Raw genomic sequence first — 20,163 nt, forward strand, 5'->3', positions numbered from 1 at the left:
TAAATAATATTTTGAGGTGGTTTACATGGAAAACATCACTGAAAACCCGAAATTATTTTCTCCGGACCTGCCATCAGTCATAGAACGCGTCAGCGAGAACCTGAGTAAGGTTATCGAGGATGAAGGGGAGCGCATGCGGCAAAAAGTGGGCATGGAAACAGCCCCCATCATTGCCAGGGCCCGTCAGGAGTATAAAGAATTGATGTTCCATTTCCTGGCCGAGCAGGCCGAAACGGTCAGGCAGGAAGCGGCGATGACCTCGATCGATATCGTCGCCAAGGCGATGGAGGAGAAAGAACGCATTCTTGAAGATGCCCGGTTACATGCCCAGATGCAGATCGAATCGTTGATCGCCCTGGAACGGGACCGGGCGGAAAAAGAGATATCCGACCACGTCGCGCTGTCCAAGCACAACGCCGATTACGCTGCTGAAGAATACAAGCAGATCGCCAGGGAAAAGGCGGACCATGAGTGCATCCGGCTCATCGCCGAAGCCCAGGACAAGGCGGAGAATCTCATCATCGAATCGCACGAGCGGGCCAAGCGGCAGGCGTCGGAAGTTGCCAAGGCGGAGGTAAAACGCATCCTCGAGGGCGCCAGGAAAGAAGCCTCCGGGATCGTAGAAGACGCCAGGCAAAGGGCGGAAAACGAATCGAAAGCCCGTCTCGAACGAGCCAATGTCGAAGCCAAGGCACTTGCTTCGAAGGTTGCCAACGAGGCATTGAAAGAAGCCCTGACGAAATTGGGAACCAAGCTCAAAGAATCGTTCGACAAGACTATTTCCGATACCGACGGCAACGAATAGGACACTTTTTCAGGTTAGAATCCGGCTGCCAAAACAACCGGTTTCACCTTGCCAAAAGGTTGAGCTTGCCAAGGATGATCAGGCCACCCACCGAAATCAGGGCAATACCCCCCGCGACGTAAAACCAGAGGGTGAGCCGGTTCAAACGGCGAAGCAGCGGCACCAGAGTGCCTGCGGCTAATCCGACGGCCAAAAAAGGTATGCCCAGCCCGAGAGAGTATATCCCAAGTAGCGAGCTTCCCTGCCAGGCGGTACCGCTACTCATCGAAAGAGTGAGGATGCTGGCCAGGATGGGGCTGACGCATGGCGTCCAGGCAACCGTGAACACGGCGCCGGTGAGAAACGAGCGCATGTAGCCACGGGGGCCGACCCGGAGATCGAGGCGTTTCTCAAAATTAATCTGAGGGAAACGCGCCGCCGCCAACATGTATAAGCCCAACAGTACCAACACGGTCCCGGAGATATACCTGACGGCAGGAGTAAACGGATTGACGACGGTACCGGTAAAGGCGGCTAGAGCGCCCAGGGCGGTAAACACGAGGCTGAAACCGGCCACAAAACTGAGTGAATGAAGGAATAAACCCCTGCGGTTGATCGCTGAACTCCGGGCATCCAGAAACTCAGGGCCGGCCAGGGAGGCAAGATAGACCGGCACCATCGGCAGCACACAGGGAGAAAGAAACGACAAAATCCCCCCGCCGAGAGCCGCCCAAAAATCCACGTTGGCCATCGTGCGTTTTACGGTTTGGAGCTGAGAGCCGCCTGAAGGACCTCGCCATTGGCAGCTTTAAGATATACCACTGCCTTCAGATTGGCCGAAGTTCCGTTGTAGGCAGAGCTGATGTTGAACTGCTGGGAGGCTCCTGCCGCCAGGCCGGCGACGGTTATCGGGGCCGGGAGGTCGCGCACGGTGTAGTGGTGCTCGTCGAATCCCAGGTCTTCGAATAAGACAACGTATAATTTGGCGTTGGAAATGGATGAGGCGCCTGTATTGGTGACGGTGGTGCTCACGCTAATGCTACCGGAGGTTTTCATCGTCGATGCTATAGCCACAACAGGCGTTTTGGCCAGTTCCCGATCGATGACTGCTTTCTGCTGGACGTAACTTGCGTCGCTGCCGCCTATGATTAAGTTGCCGCCGTTAAGATACATCGAGGGGAAGCCCCGGACGTTGTATTCGGCGGCCTTGGCTTCTGTGGATGGGGTGGCGTATTTATCACCGGAATGGTATTGCAATACCAGCAGTTTGCCGGGGCCGAGTTCTGAGGCATTCTTTTCGATCGCTCGCGACGCGAACGGGCAGTAGCTTCACCAATCCCCGGTGAACATTTCCGCCAGCACGACCCGCGTTTGGGCTTGCAGAGACGAAGGTGCGGGACCTGTGACGCCCGGACTTTGGCTCGAAGGCGTCGGATTTTGAAGGGAGCTGCCGCAACCGGCCAGGAAAGCGACGACGGCCAGAATCCCGGTCACAGCGACGATCCGGTTGTGAAATCCGAGCTTCATATCCCCCCCGAGATGGTTCTGCCATTCAGCATACCTCAAGGGGGTATTTTTGTCACTGCCTGCCGAAATAGGGGCCGGTTACGTCGAAAACAAATACCCTCGTCTGGGATTCGCCTCTGGCTTATTCCAAAAGATATTTCTGGCGATATCGGGTGGTAACAGCCGACGGAACTGGTATTTGGTCGGCATGGCACCTTTTTACCACCGAGGGCAGATATCTGTCCGATGAAATCCACACCGCCTCCTAGGCGGGCCGGCAGGAAGCTGAGGTGCTGTCCAGGGCTTCAGCCGGCTGAAGAATCGTTGCCAGCCATTTTTTCGAATCCGGGCGGTCCGCCTGGCAGGCTTCTTCGGGGAAGACGTTGTAGATCGGGTACTTGAGTTCTTCCCCGCCGCGAAAGTAAAAGACCCGTTTGAGATGTCTCTTCACCCTTTCGGCGGCTTCGTCCATTTCAGCCGGGGTGGGACGGCGCCATGGATTCACGCCCGCCGGGAAGTACGGCAACAGAATGAATGGCATGTTCGGGTCGCGTGAAGCAACATGAACCGCAATGCGCTCGATTTCGCCGGAGTCGATATAATCAGGTATTAATACGGTGTCGACAACCAACTTTTTACCCATCGCTATCAACTTGTCGAAGTTTTCCAGTGTCCGCTGATTGGAAACTCCCGTGTAGTCGACATGGAGGCTGTCATCAAGCGCTTTGAGACCGATCTCGATTGTATCGGTGTGGGACAGGTCCGGGAGTGCGCAGGCATTGGTTACCAGAGTGACGGTGGCCCCGTACCGCTCGTGGATCATCCGGGTAAAGGCGGAATACGCCGGATCCAAGCCGGCCTCCTGCCCCTCAATAACTACCGTTTTAAATTCCAGGCCATCCAGGATTCGCTGGACTTCCGGGAGACTCAAGAAATGGCACGGTGGTTTGGCGGCGCCATCAGATTTAAGCTTGAGCAAGTTCCTGAAATCCAGCATCGGACTGTAGATCCGGTCAACGCAATAGCAGCCCCTGCATTTGAAATTGCAGCCCCAGAAATGGACGCAAACGTCCTTTTGTTCCGGGGTGTAGGTGATATGAAAAATCCTGGTGTTCATGTTTCAGATTGTTGTTCAGAGGCTAATTTCAATGAGGCTTCGATCAGGCGATCACTGGATCAGCGTCCGGACTACCCAGAAGGTCTGAGAGGGAGGTCATGTCCCCGGTGTTCTCCAGTTCTCCGGCACCCTCCGGGAAAGCGCTGAACACTTTGAACTTGAGTTCCTCGTTACCTCGGAAAAAGAAGACCTTATCAAGGTGCTTTTTTGCGGTCTCGCCGACCCTTTCCATCTCCTCGACCGTCGGTCGCCGCCAGGGGTTGTCCCCGGACTTGAAGTAAGGCAGGATGACAAAGAGCATGTCTTTTTTAACGCCGGCGATGTACCGGGCAATCCGTTCGATCTCATTGATATCTATCAAGCCGGGGATGAAGACGGACTCGACAAAAGTGTCTTTTCCGGCAGCGACCAGTTTTTCCAGGTTCTCCAGGACAGTTTTGTTGGAAACGCCCGCGTAAAAAATATTCAAATGGTCAGACACAGCCTTGATGCCAATCTCTACCCGATCGACGTCGGTCAGATCAGGCAATTGCAGTCCGTTGGACAGCAGCAGATTTCTGGTGTGATAGCGTTCGTGCAACATCCGGGTGATGTTGGCGAACTCCGGGTCGAGTCCGGCCTCCTGCCCTTCCAGGACTACCGAGGTAAAATCGTATTTGTCGAGAATAGACACCAGTTCGTCCATGGTTAAGAATTTCTCAGGCGCCGGAGCAAGTCCGGCCGGTTCTTCGATATGCTTGCCCAGGAAATCCGGTAGCATCGGGGAGTAAATGCGGCGTTTGCAATAGCAGCCGCGGCATTCAATATTGCAGCCCCAGAAGAAGAGACAGATCTCCTTCAGTTCCGGGGTGTAGGCGATGTGATAAATCCTGGTGTTCATATATGTTTTTTGACTTTCGCGTTCATTCGGGGGGAACGGTCACTTCCGGGGGCGGCAATATCACCCCAACTCGGCGCTGACTCGTACCATTCCGGGACTACTCTTTGGGCGATAAGGCACGTCGCAGCGCACATGACCGAACCGGCGGCAAAGAGCCATAACAAGGTCATCATGGCAAAATCAACTCTTAAAAAAGACCGGGGGCACGGCAGCCGGGCCGGTGTCGTCTTTATTCTCAGAGTTGACGGTTGAGTTTTCGCCCTCTTTGTAAACGCCCAATTTTTTGAATTCCTCGATGATCAGCTCAGCGTTTTCGGTGAATGTCACCAATGGTTCTACCTTGAACTCGGAGAGGCAGTACATCGGGAAATCGATCAGGTTTTTAATGAGTTCTTCGTGGGATGACACGTTGAAGATCAAGAAACCGCCGCCGGCAGCGAAGCTGTAGGCGCTTTCCAGGATGCCTTCGGATTGCTTCTGCCTGATCCATTCCTCGCTTTTGCGCAGGAACATGACCTTGGTATTGTAGTCCTCGGGATATACTATCTGTTTGCCGGTGGCGTAGTATTTCATCTTATTCCTCGATATCCGACTGGTTCAGCCGGAGGGAGTACCCTCCCTCCGGCTCCGAACCTATTTGGCGGGTTGCTTCGTTCGAACGATCAACTGCCAGGTTAAAACCAGCAGGATCAGGGCGGGCAAACCGCTGATGAGCAGGAACCATCTAGCCGCGACCGGCCAGAACTCGGCGATAGAACCAAAGTAGTTCTGGGCCGTGAAAAGGACCAGTATCATGGCGATGATACCGGTCAGCCAGGCGTACCATTTGACGGCATAACCCTTATTCTTAAAAAAGCTTGCCATCAAAAAGAGGAACGCCGCGGCGATAGCACCGGAAACTAACCACATATAGAATTCTCCTTCTTGTTACAGGCGCCATTCGCAGCGCCCGGCTGTTTTCAGCCTCGTTTATTTGGCGTATCCACCCTTGGCGGCGCCGATGGTGCTGTCCTGTCCGTACACCGGGAGCGACATCTTCCACCAGTCGTCTGGTTCGTAGATACCGTAGCTCATCTTCTCCTCCATGGTGGCGAAGAACGAGTTGAAGATGCTCGTCTGAGATACGGTTGTCCTTACCAGGGCGTGGATCATGGCAGCCTTGTCGTTGCCCATCGGGCACTGGATCCAGCACATGCGGCCACCCTTCTGCGGCCAGCAGTCGCCGCCACAGGCTTCGCGGTTAGTGGCGCAGGCTACCCAGTTGAGCCAGAAAGCTTTGGGGCCGGGATTGTGGAAGGTCGACGTCAGACCGTCGGTGGTCGGAATATCGTAGGTGGGCTCTTTGTCAAGGGAGATAGCTCTGCCCATGCAATGCTTGGCGCAGGTGGCGCAGCCAGCGCAGAACTTCCAGATGCCCGCGTCCATGGGTTTGGTGGGCGACATGGCGAAGTCAGTCAGCATGGTAAAGTCGTTGTGATGCGGACCGTTCTCCGATGTCAGGGTGTAGTTATTCTGCCGCGAGGCCTCGGCATAACCGGTTAACGGGCCCATGATGCCGGTATGAAGCGGCATGGACTGATCGCCGGTGTTACCAAAGATGTGGTAACCGAGTACGTTCAGGAAACCAGCCATGCGGTTCCGCAGAAAAGAAGCTTTATCGACGATGGAGTTGTTGCTGTTGGATATCGCCGACGGGCATTTCCGCGCCTCCGGAGAGGCGGCTTCGGAGAAGGCGACGCCGTAGATTTGAACGTTTGTCGGGATAACCCACTTTTCCTTCGAGACACCGGTGGGATCCGCGGCAATGTAGGGGGCGTCGACGTTCTCAAAAGTGTACATCGAGTTGGTACCGGTGGTGGAATAAAGATCAAACAACTGGTTCCGCCAGTGGTCTTCGATTTCGGTGACACCGAGCCAGGTGTAGCCGTAGTACCTCATGGCCGAATAGAACATGTTGTAGGCTTCCTCCGGCGTTCCGGTCCATTTTGGCAAGCCCAGGCTGGTGTTGGTGCTGCCGTAGCTTTTGCTGTCGGAGTACGTGCCGGTGAACGTCCAGGTGGGATAGGTGGCCCGGTTGTTTTTACCGTTGTTCAGCGCCTGGAATTTCTGTGAATAACCCGGGTCCTGGTTGGCGAGCCGGGCGGCTGCCATGGCGTTACCGGCAGCTTTGCGGTCGTCTACGCCATTGTTGTATGAGGGGTACTGCTGGAGCACACCGGTACTCTGCGACTGAGTCCGGCCGTTGTAGCGTTTCATCACGCCCCAATCGATTTCGATGGTCGGATTGAAAAGGTCGCGCTCCTTCACGTACCAGTCCCGCTTGAAGCCGGGCCCGGTCGCCGCCAACTCATCCAGATCGTGGAACTGGGGGACGGTAAGGGCGGCGGCTGCCCCGATGCCGGCGCCGGCTAAGCCGAGAGCCTTCATGAAGTCCCGGCGCGTAACCGTGCTGTGAAATACTGACATTCTATTTTCCTTTCGTTACATTTACCGGTCTTTCCCGATTGTCTTCCGGTCTTTTCCCAGTGTCACCCGGTCTCTCTCGGGTGTCAGGATCATCGAGCCTCCATATTATGTGTCGCGGGATAAGCTTGTTACTTGCTCAGCCATTGAAATACGATCTGACCATTGCCAGCCCGGTATCGCTGGTACACAGCGGCTGCGATTCACGGCTTTCGTCCCGGTAGACCGTGATGCCTTTGAGACCCTGTTCATAAGCCATCATGAATACTCCGGCGATGTCTTCCTGGGTGGCGTCGTGGGGGAAGTTCACCGTTTTGGACACGGCGTTATCGGTGTGTCTCTGGAACGCCGCTTGGATGCGGACATGCCACTGGGGAGAAACCCGGTGAGCCGTTACGAATACCTTGCGTACATCCTCCGGGATCTCTTTCCGGGCGTGGAGATGGTTGGAAGCCACCAGTTGTTCGATGAGTTCCCGGTTAAAGAATCCGCGTTCCCGCGCTAACTTTTCGAAATAGGGATTGATCTCAAGCAGGTTCTCTCCGTCAAGGATATTACGGACGAAAACCGCGGCGAAGATTGGTTCGATGCCTGAAGATACACCTGCGATTATTGATAATGTGCCGGTAGGGGCGATGGTGATGCAAGAAGCGTTCCTCATGGCAACGCCCCGGCTTTCGTGGACACTGCCTGCATAAGCCGGGAAAACCCCTCTTTCCCGGGCAAGCTCATGGGAGGCTCCATGGGCTCTACTGGATATGAATTCCATAATTTCTTCAGCAAGCGTGATCGCCCTGGTCGAGTTGTAAGGAATGCCGAGCTGAATCAGCATGTCGGCGAAACCCATGACCCCCAGCCCAATCTTTCTTGTAGATTTGGTGGCGGTCTCGATAGCGGGCACCGGGAATTTGTTAATATCGATGACGTTATCAAGGAACCGGACGGCGACCGGTACCAGCCGGTCGAGTTTGTCATAATCCACGGCGAGTTCGCCGTTTTCATTCTTGAGCATCCGAGCCAGGTTGATCGACCCAAGGGTGCAGGATTCATAGGGCAGCATTGCCTGTTCACCGCAACCGGTAACGGTTTCGATCCTGCCCAGAGCCGGCGTCGGATTGTCGCAGTTGATCCGGTCGGAAAAGACCAGTCCCGGATCGCCGGTACGCCAGGCCTGGTCGACGATGCGATCGAAAACCATCCTTGCGTTGAGACGCCTAACTTCCTGACGGGTGCTGGGATCAACCAGGTAGTAATCTGCGCCTAACCTTACCCGAGCCATGAAATCGTCGGAAACAGAGACCGAGTTGTAGAAATTAGTCAGCGCTTGGGGATTGTTTTTAGCTTTAATGAAATCAAGGATGTCAGGATGAGTCACATCCATTACCACCGAGTTGCAGCCCCGCCTCACCCCGCCCTGCCGGATATAGTCGGCAGCCCCGGCAATGACATGGATCAGGGCGACAGGCCCACCCGCGGCATCGAGATGCTCACCGACCGGGCTGCCCTTGGGTCGTATATGGGAGACGTTGAAACCGATGCCACCGCCGCTCTTGTGAATCAACGCGGTATATTTCACTGCATCGAAGCTTTCTTCGATCGAATCCGGCACCGGCAGGACAAAACAAGAAGCCAGCTGCCCAGCCTGGGTGCCCGCGTTAAGAAGGGTCGGTGAATTGGGCAGGAATTCAAGACCGGCTATAATCCGGTAGAATTCATCTGCTACCGCGCCGGTGTCTGCCTTTGCATTGTAAAGGCGCTCCGCTATAGCCACGGCATCAGCAACCCTTCGGAACATGCCTTCAGGGGTCTCGATAATGGCGCCGCACCTGTCGCGTTTGAGATACCTTTTTTCGAGGACCCTCAATGCGTTTGGGCTCAGACCGAGCGGCAATTGGGTTAATGTTTTCAAAACTATGCTCACTCCCCGGATGGCGTGTCTGAAAAATGATCACCGGAGGAAGCTCGGGCCAATATATTCATGACTGCCACCCGTGATCCTGGGAACAGTTTTAGTATCGACGAGTTGAAACTCCGGCCAGACGTGTTCGATTTCATATTTAAGTTACTATCAATATCCTATATCTTATGATAACTAATTAATGTGACTTATATCACCGATGCTAAGCCGGGCTGAACCTTTTTTTTCGAGCGAACATCAGTTGGCAACAGGATGAACATCAGCAGGATATTAAAACAGGATAAGAATGATATTTAGAATATACATAAATTATACCCCGGGAAATTGATAGTGCCATCCGCTAAGATACGTATTTTTAATGAGAGTTCACTTGCTTACGGTGAATGATCGAAACGATATGCGACATAATGTTACCGCGGGCAGTAACAACCTGGCTTGTGGATGGCATCATTGGAAGTTCGACCGAAGAAATGGTCTTTAATCTCGCCGGTATTTCTGAGAAAATGGGACTATGTGTGAGTTCTGCCATCAGCACGGGGAGGGCCAACGGTGGTACCTTCAGGCCAAAAACTATTCTGAAGACCTGATGAGCGATCTTCGCCGCAGGGAGTTTATCACCGATTTCATCCGGCATCCCGAACGGTCGGCCGACGGCATTGAGAAACTGGGAAAGTTGAAAACATTGCCGGGATTTGTTCAAGCCGTCGTTAATCCTTATATAACCAACCGGCAGATGAAAAGCCACTTCGGTCAGGTGGTCCCGATTGAAGAATGCGAAAAGATCTTCGATTCGCTGGGTTCGATAGTCAGAATAGCCTGCTATTGCCGCCATAGCACTCTTGGCAGAGAACACCGGTATTGCTATTGCCTGAGTATGGCGCCAAACGGCGGAATGATGGCCGACTTAATACGGCAGGTGGACGTTTCCTACCTGACCGGCCCGGATACTTCAGGTCTGGAAATCCTTACCAAACGGGAGGCGTTGGCAAGTCTAAAACAGCATGAAAAAGAGGGGCTTTGTCACACAGTCTGGACGTTTGTTACGCCGTTTATCGGCGCGATCTGCAATTGCGACAGGACCGATTGCCTGGCGATGAGAGCGACGGTAGGCTACGGTTTCCCAATAATGTTCAGGTCGGAGTTTATCGCCGAAATTATTCCGGGACGGTGCACCGGCTGCCGCAGGTGCATGCAGGTTTGCCAGTTTGGCGCCATCGGTTTCAGCGCCGGGGAAAAGAAATCCAGGATCGACCCGGCGCGATGTTATGGCTGCGGCATCTGCCGGTCATCATGCGAAAGCGCCGCTATCGTTCTTCAAAAAAGGGCGGGCCACCCGGTTGCCGGGAAGCTCTGGTAACCCGGAGACGCCATGCCCCCTGCTAAACGGAATCCAGTGTCGTAAGCTCTCAGGAGTCGTTCGAATCCGTGGGGCTTACACCGGCACGGGGCACGATAACAAAAAAATCCCTGCTTGATTGTGCCTGATGCGATTTATATTCTGGACTTCGGGTCTTTCCCCGTATCGCAATAGAAGGTCTCCTTGAATCCATTGACTTTCCAGACCAGACAAGTGGGGCACAGGCAACTGACCCGCTTGATCTCCAACGGGCTTTTGCCCCTTTCACAGTAAACCCGCGGATCGTTTTTCCCCGGGTAGGTCGGACAGCTCCGACAACGGCAGAACAAGGCGCTGTTAAAACCGAGAATGGCCTTTTTTACAGGGTTGGAGTTATCCATTCGATTCAGCCGGCTCCTTCATTCATTTTTTCAGACCTTAGTTTTTAGGCACGATGGCGAAATATTCGATTTTGTCACTCTTCCGCACCCGGTATTCCCGCGCGGTTGGCATTGGCGACGAAAAACCGTGTCGCCGCGCATAATTTTGATCATGCCCAAGCGCCTCCACAGCATAGCCCAGAAAACAGCGGGTTACTATCCGTAGTTTTACCTAATTTTCCCAAAAGCTCGATAACGATCATTCGGCGCCGCTTCTGCGCGATGAAGAAGAGAGGGAGGCGGCTGCCTCCCTCTCTCTTTGACCGGCTGAGGCTATTACGGGTTAAGGACTATCAAGGTGATATTGACCAGGATGGCCGGGGACAGCGGGGTGTTGTCGGTATTGACCAACTGGACCCAGAAAACATGCGGGCCGGGACTGACATTTTTCCAGGTATTGGTCAATGAAGTGGTGGCGACGAATGTGCCGGATGAGGTCAGGGCTGATTGCCCCACAATGGTTGAAGGAATGGCATCAAGGTAATAAACGAGGTGCCCGTAGGGGGCTTGCCCGCTTTGTCCAGCCGGGACCAGATTGAATCCGGTTACCTTGACCCCGATGGTGATGTCCGGCCCGTTGATAATTGGCCTTTCACCCGGATGCGCGGGGTCGAAATCGAAGGTGGGCGTGATGATGGCCAGGTCCGCGCCGGGTGCGCTTGTCGGTTGACCGGTTGAAACCGGCGCTCCTTCAACAATGACCATGACATCGTCAAAAGCAGGGACGTTAAGGGGGGTGTTGTCCGAATTGACCAGCATTACGTAAAAGACGTGAGGACCGGTTGGTACATTTTGCCAGGTGTGGCTCTTCGAGGTAGTGGAAACGTAGGTGCCGGGATCGGTTAGAGCTGGCTGCCCGGCGCGTATGAGCGGCACCACATCCCGATAGTAGATGATGTGCCCATAAGGCGCCTGCCCGGTTTGCCCTTCGGGCACCAGGTTGAAGCCGGTGACATCGACGGTTATGGTGACGCTGCCAGGCCCCGCAATGACCGGCCTCTCACCCGGATGGGCCGGATCAAAATGGAATACGGGTGAGGTGATGCTGATGGCCGGTCCCTGGACCGCGGGCCCGGTGGTCGAGGTTTGGTTATTGCTCCCATTAGTGCAGGCAAAGGGCGCCATCAGCAGCGCAAGCGCAGAGAAAAGAGCGAGCATTTTGACGACTTTAGCATATTTCATACCGTCCTCCCGGATTAACGTATATACACATCGTAATGACAATCAGAGGTTTGGGTAATTAGTGAAAGCACCTATTTTTTCTTGATTCGGTACCTACTCCGGGCGATCACACGATGTTTCGGGTAGAGTGAACTCTCATACTCTGGTGTTTACGGCATGTCATTTTGGGCCGGCTGCTTTTGGTGGCACAATGAACGGGAGCGCAGGTAGTTTTCAGGAGTTGCAAAATAAGCCTATGTGCTTCTCAGCAGTAGCCAGTTTTACCGGCGGTGCGGTGATTTCCGGGGTCGGAATCGCCGCCCAACGTGAAAGGATCAGACCGGAGCAGCGGCTTTTCGCAAGCATACCCTTGATTTTCGCCCTGCAGCAGTTCGCAGAGGGAGTCCTCTGGCTGACTCTGAGATCAGGCGGCCACATCGCTATCCAAAATACCGCCACCTATGTTTTTCTGACAGTCGCACTGGCAGCCTGGCCGACTCTTGTTCCGCTATCTGTATTACTGATGGAGAAAGTTAAAGCACGCAGAATATTCCTGGCGTTTTTGGTTGCTGCCGGAGGGATCGTCTCAGTTTTGAACGCATACAGCCTGTTGAACTACCCGGTAACGGTTCAAATCCAGGGTTCGCATATTCAATATAACAATAGTTTCCCAACTTCGTGGGGACTTATTCCGATTCTTTACGGCATTTCCGTCATCTTACCACTGTGGGTTTCGTCGGTTAAGCACGTTTGGCTGCTGGGATTGGCGATAGCCGTTTCCCTGATGGTGACGGTGATCTTCTATACCCAATATGTTACCTCTGTATGGTGTTTTTTCGCCGCCCTGATGAGCGTCATCATTATTTGGATACTGCGGACCTCTCGAAATTCAGCCAGGATCGAATCATCATAAAAGCGATCGACCAGGCAGGCCTAAAAAGAATCGGGGTTCGAGGCTTTTTTGTCGTCAGACGGGGTTTCAGGGCAGGGATGAGGAACCATACCCGCCAGTTTTTGCCGCTCTTTGGTGAGGTAGATGATCCCCAGGATCACCGGCAACATCACTGAATAGATTGTCAGTTGTTTCGAAACGCCGGTGTACCAGCAGAGCGGGCTCAACGGCGCGAACAAAACGATGCTCGTTTTGATGACGCTTTTAGTCCAGATCAAGGTGCCGACGGCGAACGTGCCTGCAATGATCATCGGCAGGGGAATGAGTGTCGTCAACACGCCGATCGCGGTAGCCTCGCCGCGGCCGCCCCGGAAGCCCAGAAACACTGACCAGGTGTGTCCCAGAACACATACTGTGCCTGCCCACAGCATCGCCGGCAGAGTACCGACAAGCGATGACGCTAGGCCGATCACCAGCGCCCCTTTAAGCGAATCGACGATAAATACCAAAAGGCCGTATTTGAGGCCATAAGAGCGGGCAACGTTCTGGGATCCGCCGTTGCCATCGCCCAAAGTCATAATATCGGGGCGCCCAAGCAACCGCCCGGTTATGTAGGCGGTTGGAAATGCGCCGATAAAATAGCTGGTTATGATTAGCCAAATCATCTGTTTTATGCGCCGGATCGACCAGGCTTCTTCGCCTTTAATATATCATCCCTGGGCGCGAGGCGAAATGATCGAAAAGCAGTGGAACGGTCTGGGCCGGAAATCCGGGTCATTAAGGGCTGCAAGGTGTTTGTAATATATTTAGAGATGATGGAAGTCAGCGTGTCTAATCATCACGGAACTCCCCGCATATTCCTGTTTTTTATTGCGGTAATCCTCAAATTAACCGCGTCCGCCGTATCGGGTGCGGCGTTCGTAGTGCATTCCGGTTTACTCTACACCTTGGGCATCGTCCTGTGGCTTTTTTGGTTTGCTTTACTATGGTTCATAGCTTTACCTGTCACCGACGCTTTACTCAAGAAACACGGGCGGCGGCTAAAAAAGGTCGCGATCGCAATCATAGCATTCGTCATATTGCTCTCAGGGCTTGAGTTTTTCGGAGCGATGACCGGGAAAATAGGAGATTTCCAATCAAATTTTCTGGGCGCCGATACTCATAACCTGTTGGGGGCATTGCAAACCGGCTACGGCTACAACGATTCCACGGTGCTTTGCCAGCAAGCTTCGGAGAACCTGCTGCAAGGCAAGAACCCGTACCAATCGTCAAACATCGTCGCCGGGGGCATCGAATTTGGAGTCCCTTACGATAGACTCACGCCGATTCAAACGGGTAGGTTCACCGGCAGTTTTCCATACCCCACCGGGCCGGAAATGGAGACTGTGTGGGACGAGGCCGTCCTGAATCCGGCTGACCCGCCTCCGGAGTTCGAATCCGGAATGAACTACCCTGCCGCCAGTTTCGTTTTACCGGCTCTCTTCGTAGCGGCAGGAATAACTGACATCCGCTGGATCTACCTGCTGTTTGTGCTCGCGGGGGTAATCTTTGTTGTCTGGAAATCACCGCCGAAACTGCGCCTGTGGCTTTTGGCGGGGATTATCGCCAGCGTGGAAATCTGGAACTCACTAGCCAGTGGCGAGACGGGGATTTTGTTCTTCCCGTTCCTCCTGGCGAGTTGGGTAATGTGGAGAAAAAACTGGTGGTTATCGGCAATTTTCATGGGGATCGCGATAAGCATCAAACAGTTACCGTGGTTTTTTGTGCCGTTTTATCTGATCCTCATTTTCCGGTTTTTTGGAGTCCGGCGGACATTCTTAACTTCGGCAATCGTGCTGGGAGTGTTTGCGGCTTTCAATCTGCCGTTCATTATGAGCGATCCGGGCTTGTGGCTCCATTCGATAACAGCACCGATGATCGATCGCTTCTTCCCCATCGGGGTCGGGTTTGTATCGCTGGAGATCAGCGGCTATTTGAAAATCGATTCCAGGTTGTTTTTCGGGGCTCTTGAGCTTGCCGCCGGATTGGCTGGAATGATCTGGTATTATTTGAATTGCCGCAGGTATCCCTACACGGGACTAATCCTGGCCGTTTTGCCGCTCTTTTTCGCCTGGAGGAGCCTATGGTCGTATTTCTTCTATTTTGACGTAATTATTCTGGCTATGATCATCTCCGATGAATACGCCGAAAATAAAAAACCGCTAACATCGGCCTTGGTGTACCCGCCCTCCTGAACTAGCGCCATCAGCCAATAATTTTGACTGCCTGACGGCTCTTTATGCCATTTTTAGTTGCCGTTTCCGCGTGATAGAGTGATTCAGGGATAGTGAAAACAACCATAATCTGACGGAATGTGCGACCGATGACGTTTTCGAAAAGAATTGCAGGTGTTCTCGCAATATTGGGGGCGATAGTTCTTTCAGGCTGTGTCGGTTCCGGGAACGCGATAAGCATCAGCCTGGGAGAAGCCATCAACCTTTCCCAATCGAATTCATTCAGCAAAGTGGCGATAGACACCGGTTCCGGAACAATGTCGATGACTGTCGAGGCTCAAACGCCAATCCCCATCACTGACAGCAATGGCACGGCTGCCACAGCTTCCAACGGATCGGTTTTGACTGCGAACATCGATTCATTGAATATGGCGGATCTGAAATCTCTCGGGTTTGTTTTCCCGGTGAACACATCCACCAATGCCGCGGCCAGCAATCTGACTTCCCTTTTGATTTACCTCGGCATCCCGGCGCTGTTTATCCTGATGTTCATATTTTTTGCCCGCCGACAGGCTGCCGGTGGAGATGTCGCCGGTTTCGGGCGCAGCGGCGCGAAGCTATTGTCACCGGACCGGCCTAAAGTCACTTTCGCGGACGTTGCGGGGGTGGAAGAAGCCAAACAAGACCTGCAGGAAGTGGTTGAATTCTTGAAGGACAGGGCTAAATTCCAGGCTATTGGCGCGACTATTCCCAAGGGTGTGCTGCTGGTCGGTCCGCCCGGCACCGGCAAAACCCTCCTTGCACGGGCATTAGCCGGGGAGGCGGGCGTCCCCTTCTTTTCGATCAGCGGCAGCGAATTCGTCGAGTTGTTCGTGGGGGTGGGAGCCGCCAGGGTGCGGAGCCTGTTCTCCGAAGCTAAAAAAATGGCGCCCTGCATCATTTTCATCGATGAACTGGACGCCGTTGGCCGCCAAAGAGCGGGCAACATCCCGGGGAGCCACGAGGAAAGAGAGCAGACACTTAATCAGATCCTGGTGGAGATGGACGGATTCGACCCGAACATCGGCGTGATAGTCCTCGCCGCCACGAACCGGGTCGATGTTCTTGATCAGGCGCTCCTACGGCCGGGACGTTTCGACCGCAGGGTCACGCTTGACCGCCCCGACACTAACGGCCGGATCGCTATCCTGAAGATCCACTCAAAAGGCAAAGCCCTGGCAAAGGACGTGGATCTTGAATTAATCGTTAAACAGACCCATGGTTTCAGCGGCGCCGATTTGGCGGAACTCATGAACGAAGCGGCGATTTTGGCGGTCCGGCGGAATAAAAAGATTATTGGAATGGAAGAACTCGCCGACTCGATCGACCGGGTTTTAGCCGGTCCGGAGAGGAAAAGCCTGGCGATCAGACCACGGGACAAAGAATTGACAGCCTACCACGAGGCCGGCCATGCCCTGGTTGCCCGGAACCTGCCAAATATTGATCCTGTCCTGAAGATCTCGATAGTTGCCCGTGGGTCTATGGGGGGTTACACCAGGTTCTTGGAGGAAGACCGTTATTTTATCACCGAGTCCCAGTTCCGCAGCACCTTGGCCACGTTCATGGCCGGCCATGCCGCAGAGCAGATGATCTTCAACGAAGTTTCCACCGGCCCTCACGGCGACATCAAGCAAGCCACCGATATCGCCAGGAAAATGATCACCGAGTACAGCATGAGCGATAAGCTGGGTTTCAGAACCTACGGTCAAACCACCGTGCAGGGTTACCTTGGAATCGGTCCTCCGGAAACAAAAGATTATAGCGAGGATACCGCCAGGCAGATCGACGATGAAGTGCGGGTGATCCTCGAGAACGCACACGATACCGCCCGAAAAATCCTTTCGGAAAATCGGCCCAGGCTCGACCACCTGGCAGGCATCCTCCTGACCAAGGAAACTCTGGAGGGACCGGAGTTGGAGAAAGCGTTTACGGAGCCGATCACCGAAAAGCCGGCGGCGAATCCTGCCGATTCAACCGGGCCGACCGGTCAATCCCAGAGTTGACCGCCAGGCAACCGACAGTTCCGTGCGACCCAACTTTGTCGCCATCCAAATACCCCATAAGTTTTAATCATTGGCGGGCGAAAACAGCATTTCTTTTCACATTAGTTAAATACCCTAAAGTCGCCAACTTTAGAACTTGACATAACGAAATATCAGGCTAAAAACGACACGAGGCGCTTGACAACCCCAGGGAACGCCCGTGCTATAATACTTGCATGATTGGAAACAGCACGCTTGTCCTCCGTCCCCGTAAAGCGGGAATCGGGGGGCGAGGTATTGATAGCAATGGAGAATTGGTATTATTCGGCCAGGCCGGCGTTTTGAGGGGCTTGCGGTTGGTTTTCCTTTGTTTTTGGATCCAATCTCACGATTGGGCTAAAGCTGAAAAGAATGATTCGTTTCTTCATAAAACTTTTATCAAAAAGACTAAAAACGAATATTTACCGCTGGTTGTTGACCCTGGAATTTAGAATTTGGGGCTTATTTCAGATTTCGAGCGTGGATTTTGGCGCCTGGTGGGGGCGAACGCGGGGTCTGGCCAGATGGACAAAACACATAGTTTGTCCTATCATATTATTCATACTTGTATGAGGATGCTGTGATGGAGCACGATTTTAACGGGGTCTGGTCGCCGAAATTCTATGGTTCAACAACAATCGGTGAACGCGGCCAAATGGTTATTCCCGCGGAAGCCCGGAAAGATTTTGACATTACGCCGGCATCCAAACTGCTGGTGTTCGGCAGTGGTGGTCAAAGCCGAAAACATCACCGGGTTTCTGACCAAGGCATCCGAAATGCTCAGGGCGCTTGAAAATGCATCTTTGAGCAGCTAATGCTTTCAATTGTCGTCCCGCATCTCAAATTTCGACCAAAAGGGGTATAAGTGGACGCGTTTTTTAAAGGTCTCGGCAGGTTCATCGAAGAAAAAAGAACGCTGGTAATCGTCGCCAGTATCGTTCTTCTGCTAGGTGCCATGGTCGGCGCAACCCGTTTGACCTGGGCTACCGGCATGGAAACGATGATGGACGCAAATTCCCAGGTCTACAAGGACTACCAGGAATTCAACGATAATTTCGGCGCTGACGCGATCATCGTTCTGGCCCGCGCTGACGGACTTAACAACCTCCTTAATCTGGCGAATATCACCGAACTGGACTCTATCGAACAGCAATTGAGCGGAGAAGACGGGGTATTGTCGGTCGTAGGCCCCGGCTTCGCGCTGAGGCAAGCGATGGCCCAGGTGACTGGTTCGGCGGTATTGCCTCCCGACCAGGCTACCTTGAACGCGATACTGCTCGACAACGGCGCGGTGCGTCCGGAGATGAAGAACTTTTTCCCGACGGACACCATTGGCATTGTCATAATAACGATGAAAGGCGGCGCAACCCAGGCGCAGATCGATGCGCTGGTGTCGGATGCCAACACAGCCATCGACAACGCCTCCTTTTCAGGCGTCCAGGGATCGGTGACCGGGGCTTCGGTCATTTTTGCCGAGATGCAGACGCTCATGAGCAAGAGCATGAGCACGATGATCAGCATCTCCATGCTGTTGATGCTCGTTATCCTGGCTGTCGTATTCTCGGTCAGGGGTTTCTTTGCCTGGCGCTGGCTGCCATTGGGGGCTGTTGTTATCGGTAGTGTTTACGCTTTCGGCATGATGGGTTGGTTGTCGGTGCCGATAACCATGGTCAGCATGGCTATTCTACCCATCCTGATCGGCCTGGGCGTCGATTACGCCGTACAGTTCCACAACCGGTATGACGAAGAGGCCAGGCGAGGCGAGACCGTAGGCGAGGCGATCATCGATTCGGTCCGGCACATCGGTCCGGCTATCGCCATTGCCATCATCGCGGCCGCGCTGGGTTTCGTAGCGCTGTTCATCTCGCCGGTGCCGATGATCCGCCAGTTCGGCCAGATGCTGGTTATCGGCATCGTTGCCTGTTATCTTGTCTCCCTGTTCATCCTGTTGCCGATCCTTTACATCCACGACCGGGGCAAGGCCGACAAAGCCATCGGCAAAAACGGTAAGGTTGCCGCCGAAGGACGGGCTGGAGTTGTCGAGCGCAGCCTGGGTAAATTGGCTCCCTGGGTCATCCGCAACCCGGTGGCGATAATCACCGTCGCCGCACTCTTTACCGTGCTGGGCGTGGCTCTGGATAACAAGATTCCGACCGAAACCGACGAAAACAAGTATATCTCCCAGGACCTTCCCTTGATGAAGGATTTCAACGAACTGGCCCAGCTTTCCGGCGGTTCGGCCGCGTTTAACATCATGATCAAAGGCGCCAATGTCACCTCACCCGAAGCGCTCAACTGGATGCTGGGGGTGGAAGGCAAGATCCTGTCTCAATCAGCCGTCCCGGTCGTTGGAGCCACCGGTATTGCCGACACTGTCGCCCAAATTAACCAGGGGCAGATACCGCCGACCCAGGCCGCGGTGGACCAGGCGCTCGGCTATGTGCCTGCCTTACTCAAGGGCAATTTGCTCACGCCGGACGATGCCATGGCTAACATCACGGTACGGACGGGTCCGGGTATCAGCACCGACCAGCTCAAGGAACTGAAAAACGCTATCGAAGGCTACATTACATCACCACCCGCCGGCATAAAAGCTACTGTCACCGGGCAGGGAGTCATCGGTCTGGAGATAATGAATTCACTGACCTCCGGGCGAACCGAAATGACCCTCCTTGGGATCGCCCTGGTCTTCCTCGGCCTCTTCCTGCTGTTCAGGTTCAACGGGGCCAGGGCTCTGATCGCTACTCTGCCTGTCGCCATGATCATCGGCTGGTCCAGCATCGTCATGTACCTTGGGCACATCAAGTACACCGCGCTTACCGCCACCCTGGGATCCCTGATCATCGGAATTGGCGTCGAATTCACCATTCTGATCATGATGCGTTACAACGAGGAGCGTAAAAAAGGGGAAGCGCCGGAAGTGGCTATGACTACAGCCATGACCAAGATCGGCAGGGCGGTCATCACCTCCGGTCTGACGGTGGTGGGCGGCTTCGGCGCCCTCCTTTTCGCCCGGGATTTTCCGATCCTGACCGATTTCGGCGCGGTAACCATGATCAACGTCGGATTTGCCCTGGTCTCAAGCCTGGTGGTATTGCCGACAATCATCGTGGCGGTGGATAAGAGGAAAAGCGTGCCAGTTAAGGTCGCGGCACAGATCGGCTAATCCGCAACCAATATACCTGTGTGGGCTGAACGGCGGCGCGCGTTGTCCGCGCCGCCGTTTGCCTTTGCCCTGGCAGGCCATGTACGCGGATATGGAGCGGCTATTTGAATGGCGATATAAATCGATTTGACGCCAAAAACGGTATCATATACGATACCTCAGGCAACAACTGCTTCGAAAATTACCTGAGTTCAAGCACCGCCGGATTTAAATTTTCCAATGAAAAG

19 protein-coding genes are annotated in these 20,163 nt (G+C 54.0%); 7 read left to right on the forward strand and 12 right to left on the reverse strand.

Annotated features, from left to right (window positions below):
* Positions 1 to 25 precede the first annotated feature (25 nt).
* Positions 26 to 805 carry a hypothetical protein gene (locus Dform_RS01570; RefSeq protein ID WP_076003466.1) on the forward strand — a complete coding sequence of 260 codons (780 nt, stop codon included), beginning with the start codon at positions 26 to 28 and terminating at the stop codon, positions 803 to 805.
* A 43-nt stretch (positions 806 to 848) separates the two neighbouring features.
* On the opposite strand, the gene Dform_RS01575 is transcribed toward Dform_RS01570, so the two are convergent.
* The 9 genes from Dform_RS01575 to Dform_RS01615 form a co-directional block, all read right to left on the reverse strand.
* The gene (locus Dform_RS01575) at positions 849 to 1,526 is read right to left on the reverse strand and encodes a cytochrome c biogenesis CcdA family protein (protein ID WP_425481067.1); all 678 of its coding nucleotides are present in this window, start codon (positions 1,524 to 1,526) and stop codon (positions 849 to 851) included.
* A gap of 17 nt (positions 1,527 to 1,543) precedes the next feature.
* Positions 1,544 to 2,041, reverse strand: a complete 498-nt coding sequence (locus Dform_RS01580) for a hypothetical protein (protein ID WP_076003468.1) — start codon at positions 2,039 to 2,041, stop codon at positions 1,544 to 1,546.
* 72 nt (positions 2,042 to 2,113) lie between these two features.
* Positions 2,114 to 2,311, reverse strand: a complete 198-nt coding sequence (locus Dform_RS01585; protein ID WP_076003469.1) for a hypothetical protein — start codon at positions 2,309 to 2,311, stop codon at positions 2,114 to 2,116.
* A gap of 244 nt (positions 2,312 to 2,555) precedes the next feature.
* The gene (locus Dform_RS01590) at positions 2,556 to 3,407 is read right to left on the reverse strand and encodes a radical SAM protein (RefSeq protein WP_076003470.1); all 852 of its coding nucleotides are present in this window, start codon (positions 3,405 to 3,407) and stop codon (positions 2,556 to 2,558) included.
* 43 nt (positions 3,408 to 3,450) lie between these two features.
* Positions 3,451 to 4,287 carry a radical SAM protein gene (locus Dform_RS01595; protein ID WP_076003471.1) on the reverse strand — a complete coding sequence of 279 codons (837 nt, stop codon included), beginning with the start codon at positions 4,285 to 4,287 and terminating at the stop codon, positions 3,451 to 3,453.
* Between the two features lie 180 nt (positions 4,288 to 4,467).
* On the reverse strand, positions 4,468 to 4,860 hold the full coding sequence (locus Dform_RS01600; protein WP_076003472.1) for a hypothetical protein: 393 nt from the start codon (positions 4,858 to 4,860) through the stop codon (positions 4,468 to 4,470).
* Between the two features lie 60 nt (positions 4,861 to 4,920).
* On the reverse strand, positions 4,921 to 5,196 hold the full coding sequence (locus tag Dform_RS01605; RefSeq protein WP_076003473.1) for a dehalogenase: 276 nt from the start codon (positions 5,194 to 5,196) through the stop codon (positions 4,921 to 4,923).
* A 60-nt stretch (positions 5,197 to 5,256) separates the two neighbouring features.
* Entirely contained in the window at positions 5,257 to 6,753 is a 1,497-nt protein-coding gene (locus Dform_RS01610) for a reductive dehalogenase (RefSeq protein WP_076003474.1), read from the reverse strand.
* A gap of 136 nt (positions 6,754 to 6,889) precedes the next feature.
* Positions 6,890 to 8,659 (reverse strand): adenosylcobalamin-dependent ribonucleoside-diphosphate reductase, encoded by a 1,770-nt coding sequence (locus Dform_RS01615; RefSeq protein WP_225973708.1) that lies wholly within the window; start codon positions 8,657 to 8,659, stop codon positions 6,890 to 6,892.
* A gap of 595 nt (positions 8,660 to 9,254) precedes the next feature.
* Between Dform_RS01615 and Dform_RS01620 the strand changes: the two genes are divergently transcribed.
* The gene (locus Dform_RS01620) at positions 9,255 to 10,025 is read left to right on the forward strand and encodes a 4Fe-4S binding protein (RefSeq protein ID WP_225973709.1); all 771 of its coding nucleotides are present in this window, start codon (positions 9,255 to 9,257) and stop codon (positions 10,023 to 10,025) included.
* 134 nt (positions 10,026 to 10,159) lie between these two features.
* Here Dform_RS01620 and Dform_RS01625 read toward each other — a convergent pair whose 3' ends face one another.
* Both Dform_RS01625 and Dform_RS01630 read right to left on the reverse strand, forming a co-directional pair.
* Positions 10,160 to 10,405: a DUF2769 domain-containing protein gene (locus Dform_RS01625; RefSeq protein WP_076003476.1), complete on the reverse strand. Its 246-nt coding sequence runs from the start codon at positions 10,403 to 10,405 to the stop codon at positions 10,160 to 10,162.
* A 315-nt stretch (positions 10,406 to 10,720) separates the two neighbouring features.
* On the reverse strand, positions 10,721 to 11,626 hold the full coding sequence (locus Dform_RS01630; protein WP_076003477.1) for a hypothetical protein: 906 nt from the start codon (positions 11,624 to 11,626) through the stop codon (positions 10,721 to 10,723).
* Between the two features lie 190 nt (positions 11,627 to 11,816).
* On the opposite strand from Dform_RS01630, the gene Dform_RS01635 reads away from it, so the two are divergent.
* Positions 11,817 to 12,518 (forward strand): DUF6629 family protein, encoded by a 702-nt coding sequence (locus Dform_RS01635; RefSeq protein WP_145925492.1) that lies wholly within the window; start codon positions 11,817 to 11,819, stop codon positions 12,516 to 12,518.
* 20 nt (positions 12,519 to 12,538) lie between these two features.
* Here Dform_RS01635 and Dform_RS01640 read toward each other — a convergent pair whose 3' ends face one another.
* Positions 12,539 to 13,162 (reverse strand): glycerol-3-phosphate acyltransferase, encoded by a 624-nt coding sequence (locus Dform_RS01640; protein WP_076003479.1) that lies wholly within the window; start codon positions 13,160 to 13,162, stop codon positions 12,539 to 12,541.
* A gap of 162 nt (positions 13,163 to 13,324) precedes the next feature.
* On the opposite strand from Dform_RS01640, the gene Dform_RS01645 reads away from it, so the two are divergent.
* From Dform_RS01645 to Dform_RS01660, 4 genes are all read left to right on the forward strand, one after another.
* Positions 13,325 to 14,731, forward strand: coding sequence for a glycosyltransferase family 87 protein (locus Dform_RS01645; RefSeq protein ID WP_158513447.1), 1,407 nt, complete (start codon positions 13,325 to 13,327; stop codon positions 14,729 to 14,731).
* A gap of 167 nt (positions 14,732 to 14,898) precedes the next feature.
* A complete protein-coding gene (gene ftsH / locus Dform_RS01650) occupies positions 14,899 to 16,752 on the forward strand; it encodes an ATP-dependent zinc metalloprotease FtsH (protein ID WP_225973710.1) in 1,854 nt (617 codons plus the stop codon).
* Between the two features lie 601 nt (positions 16,753 to 17,353).
* On the forward strand, positions 17,354 to 17,563 hold the full coding sequence (locus Dform_RS01655) for an AbrB/MazE/SpoVT family DNA-binding domain-containing protein (protein ID WP_076003482.1): 210 nt from the start codon (positions 17,354 to 17,356) through the stop codon (positions 17,561 to 17,563).
* A 72-nt stretch (positions 17,564 to 17,635) separates the two neighbouring features.
* Positions 17,636 to 19,936: an efflux RND transporter permease subunit gene (locus Dform_RS01660; RefSeq protein WP_076003483.1), complete on the forward strand. Its 2,301-nt coding sequence runs from the start codon at positions 17,636 to 17,638 to the stop codon at positions 19,934 to 19,936.
* Positions 19,937 to 20,163: the final 227 nt, after the last annotated feature.

Origin of the sequence: Dehalogenimonas formicexedens (assembly GCF_001953175.1) — a bacterium.
Classification (GTDB): Bacteria; Chloroflexota; Dehalococcoidia; order Dehalococcoidales; family Dehalococcoidaceae; genus Dehalogenimonas; species Dehalogenimonas formicexedens.

Coding starts and splice junctions, on each gene's coding strand:
- Dform_RS01570 (WP_076003466.1), top strand. CDS start 26: ATGGAAAACATCACTGAAAACCCGAAATTATTTTCTCCGGACCTGCCA.
- Dform_RS01585 (WP_076003469.1), bottom strand. CDS start 2,311: ATGAAGCTCGGATTTCACAACCGGATCGTCGCTGTGACCGGGATTCTG.
- Dform_RS01590 (WP_076003470.1), bottom strand. CDS start 3,407: ATGAACACCAGGATTTTTCATATCACCTACACCCCGGAACAAAAGGAC.
- Dform_RS01595 (WP_076003471.1), bottom strand. CDS start 4,287: ATGAACACCAGGATTTATCACATCGCCTACACCCCGGAACTGAAGGAG.
- Dform_RS01600 (WP_076003472.1), bottom strand. CDS start 4,860: ATGAAATACTACGCCACCGGCAAACAGATAGTATATCCCGAGGACTAC.
- Dform_RS01605 (WP_076003473.1), bottom strand. CDS start 5,196: ATGTGGTTAGTTTCCGGTGCTATCGCCGCGGCGTTCCTCTTTTTGATG.
- Dform_RS01610 (WP_076003474.1), bottom strand. CDS start 6,753: ATGTCAGTATTTCACAGCACGGTTACGCGCCGGGACTTCATGAAGGCT.
- Dform_RS01620 (WP_225973709.1), top strand. CDS start 9,255: ATGAGCGATCTTCGCCGCAGGGAGTTTATCACCGATTTCATCCGGCAT.
- Dform_RS01625 (WP_076003476.1), bottom strand. CDS start 10,405: ATGGATAACTCCAACCCTGTAAAAAAGGCCATTCTCGGTTTTAACAGC.
- Dform_RS01630 (WP_076003477.1), bottom strand. CDS start 11,626: ATGAAATATGCTAAAGTCGTCAAAATGCTCGCTCTTTTCTCTGCGCTT.
- Dform_RS01635 (WP_145925492.1), top strand. CDS start 11,817: ATGAACGGGAGCGCAGGTAGTTTTCAGGAGTTGCAAAATAAGCCTATG.
- Dform_RS01640 (WP_076003479.1), bottom strand. CDS start 13,162: ATGATTTGGCTAATCATAACCAGCTATTTTATCGGCGCATTTCCAACC.
- Dform_RS01655 (WP_076003482.1), top strand. CDS start 17,354: ATGGAGCACGATTTTAACGGGGTCTGGTCGCCGAAATTCTATGGTTCA.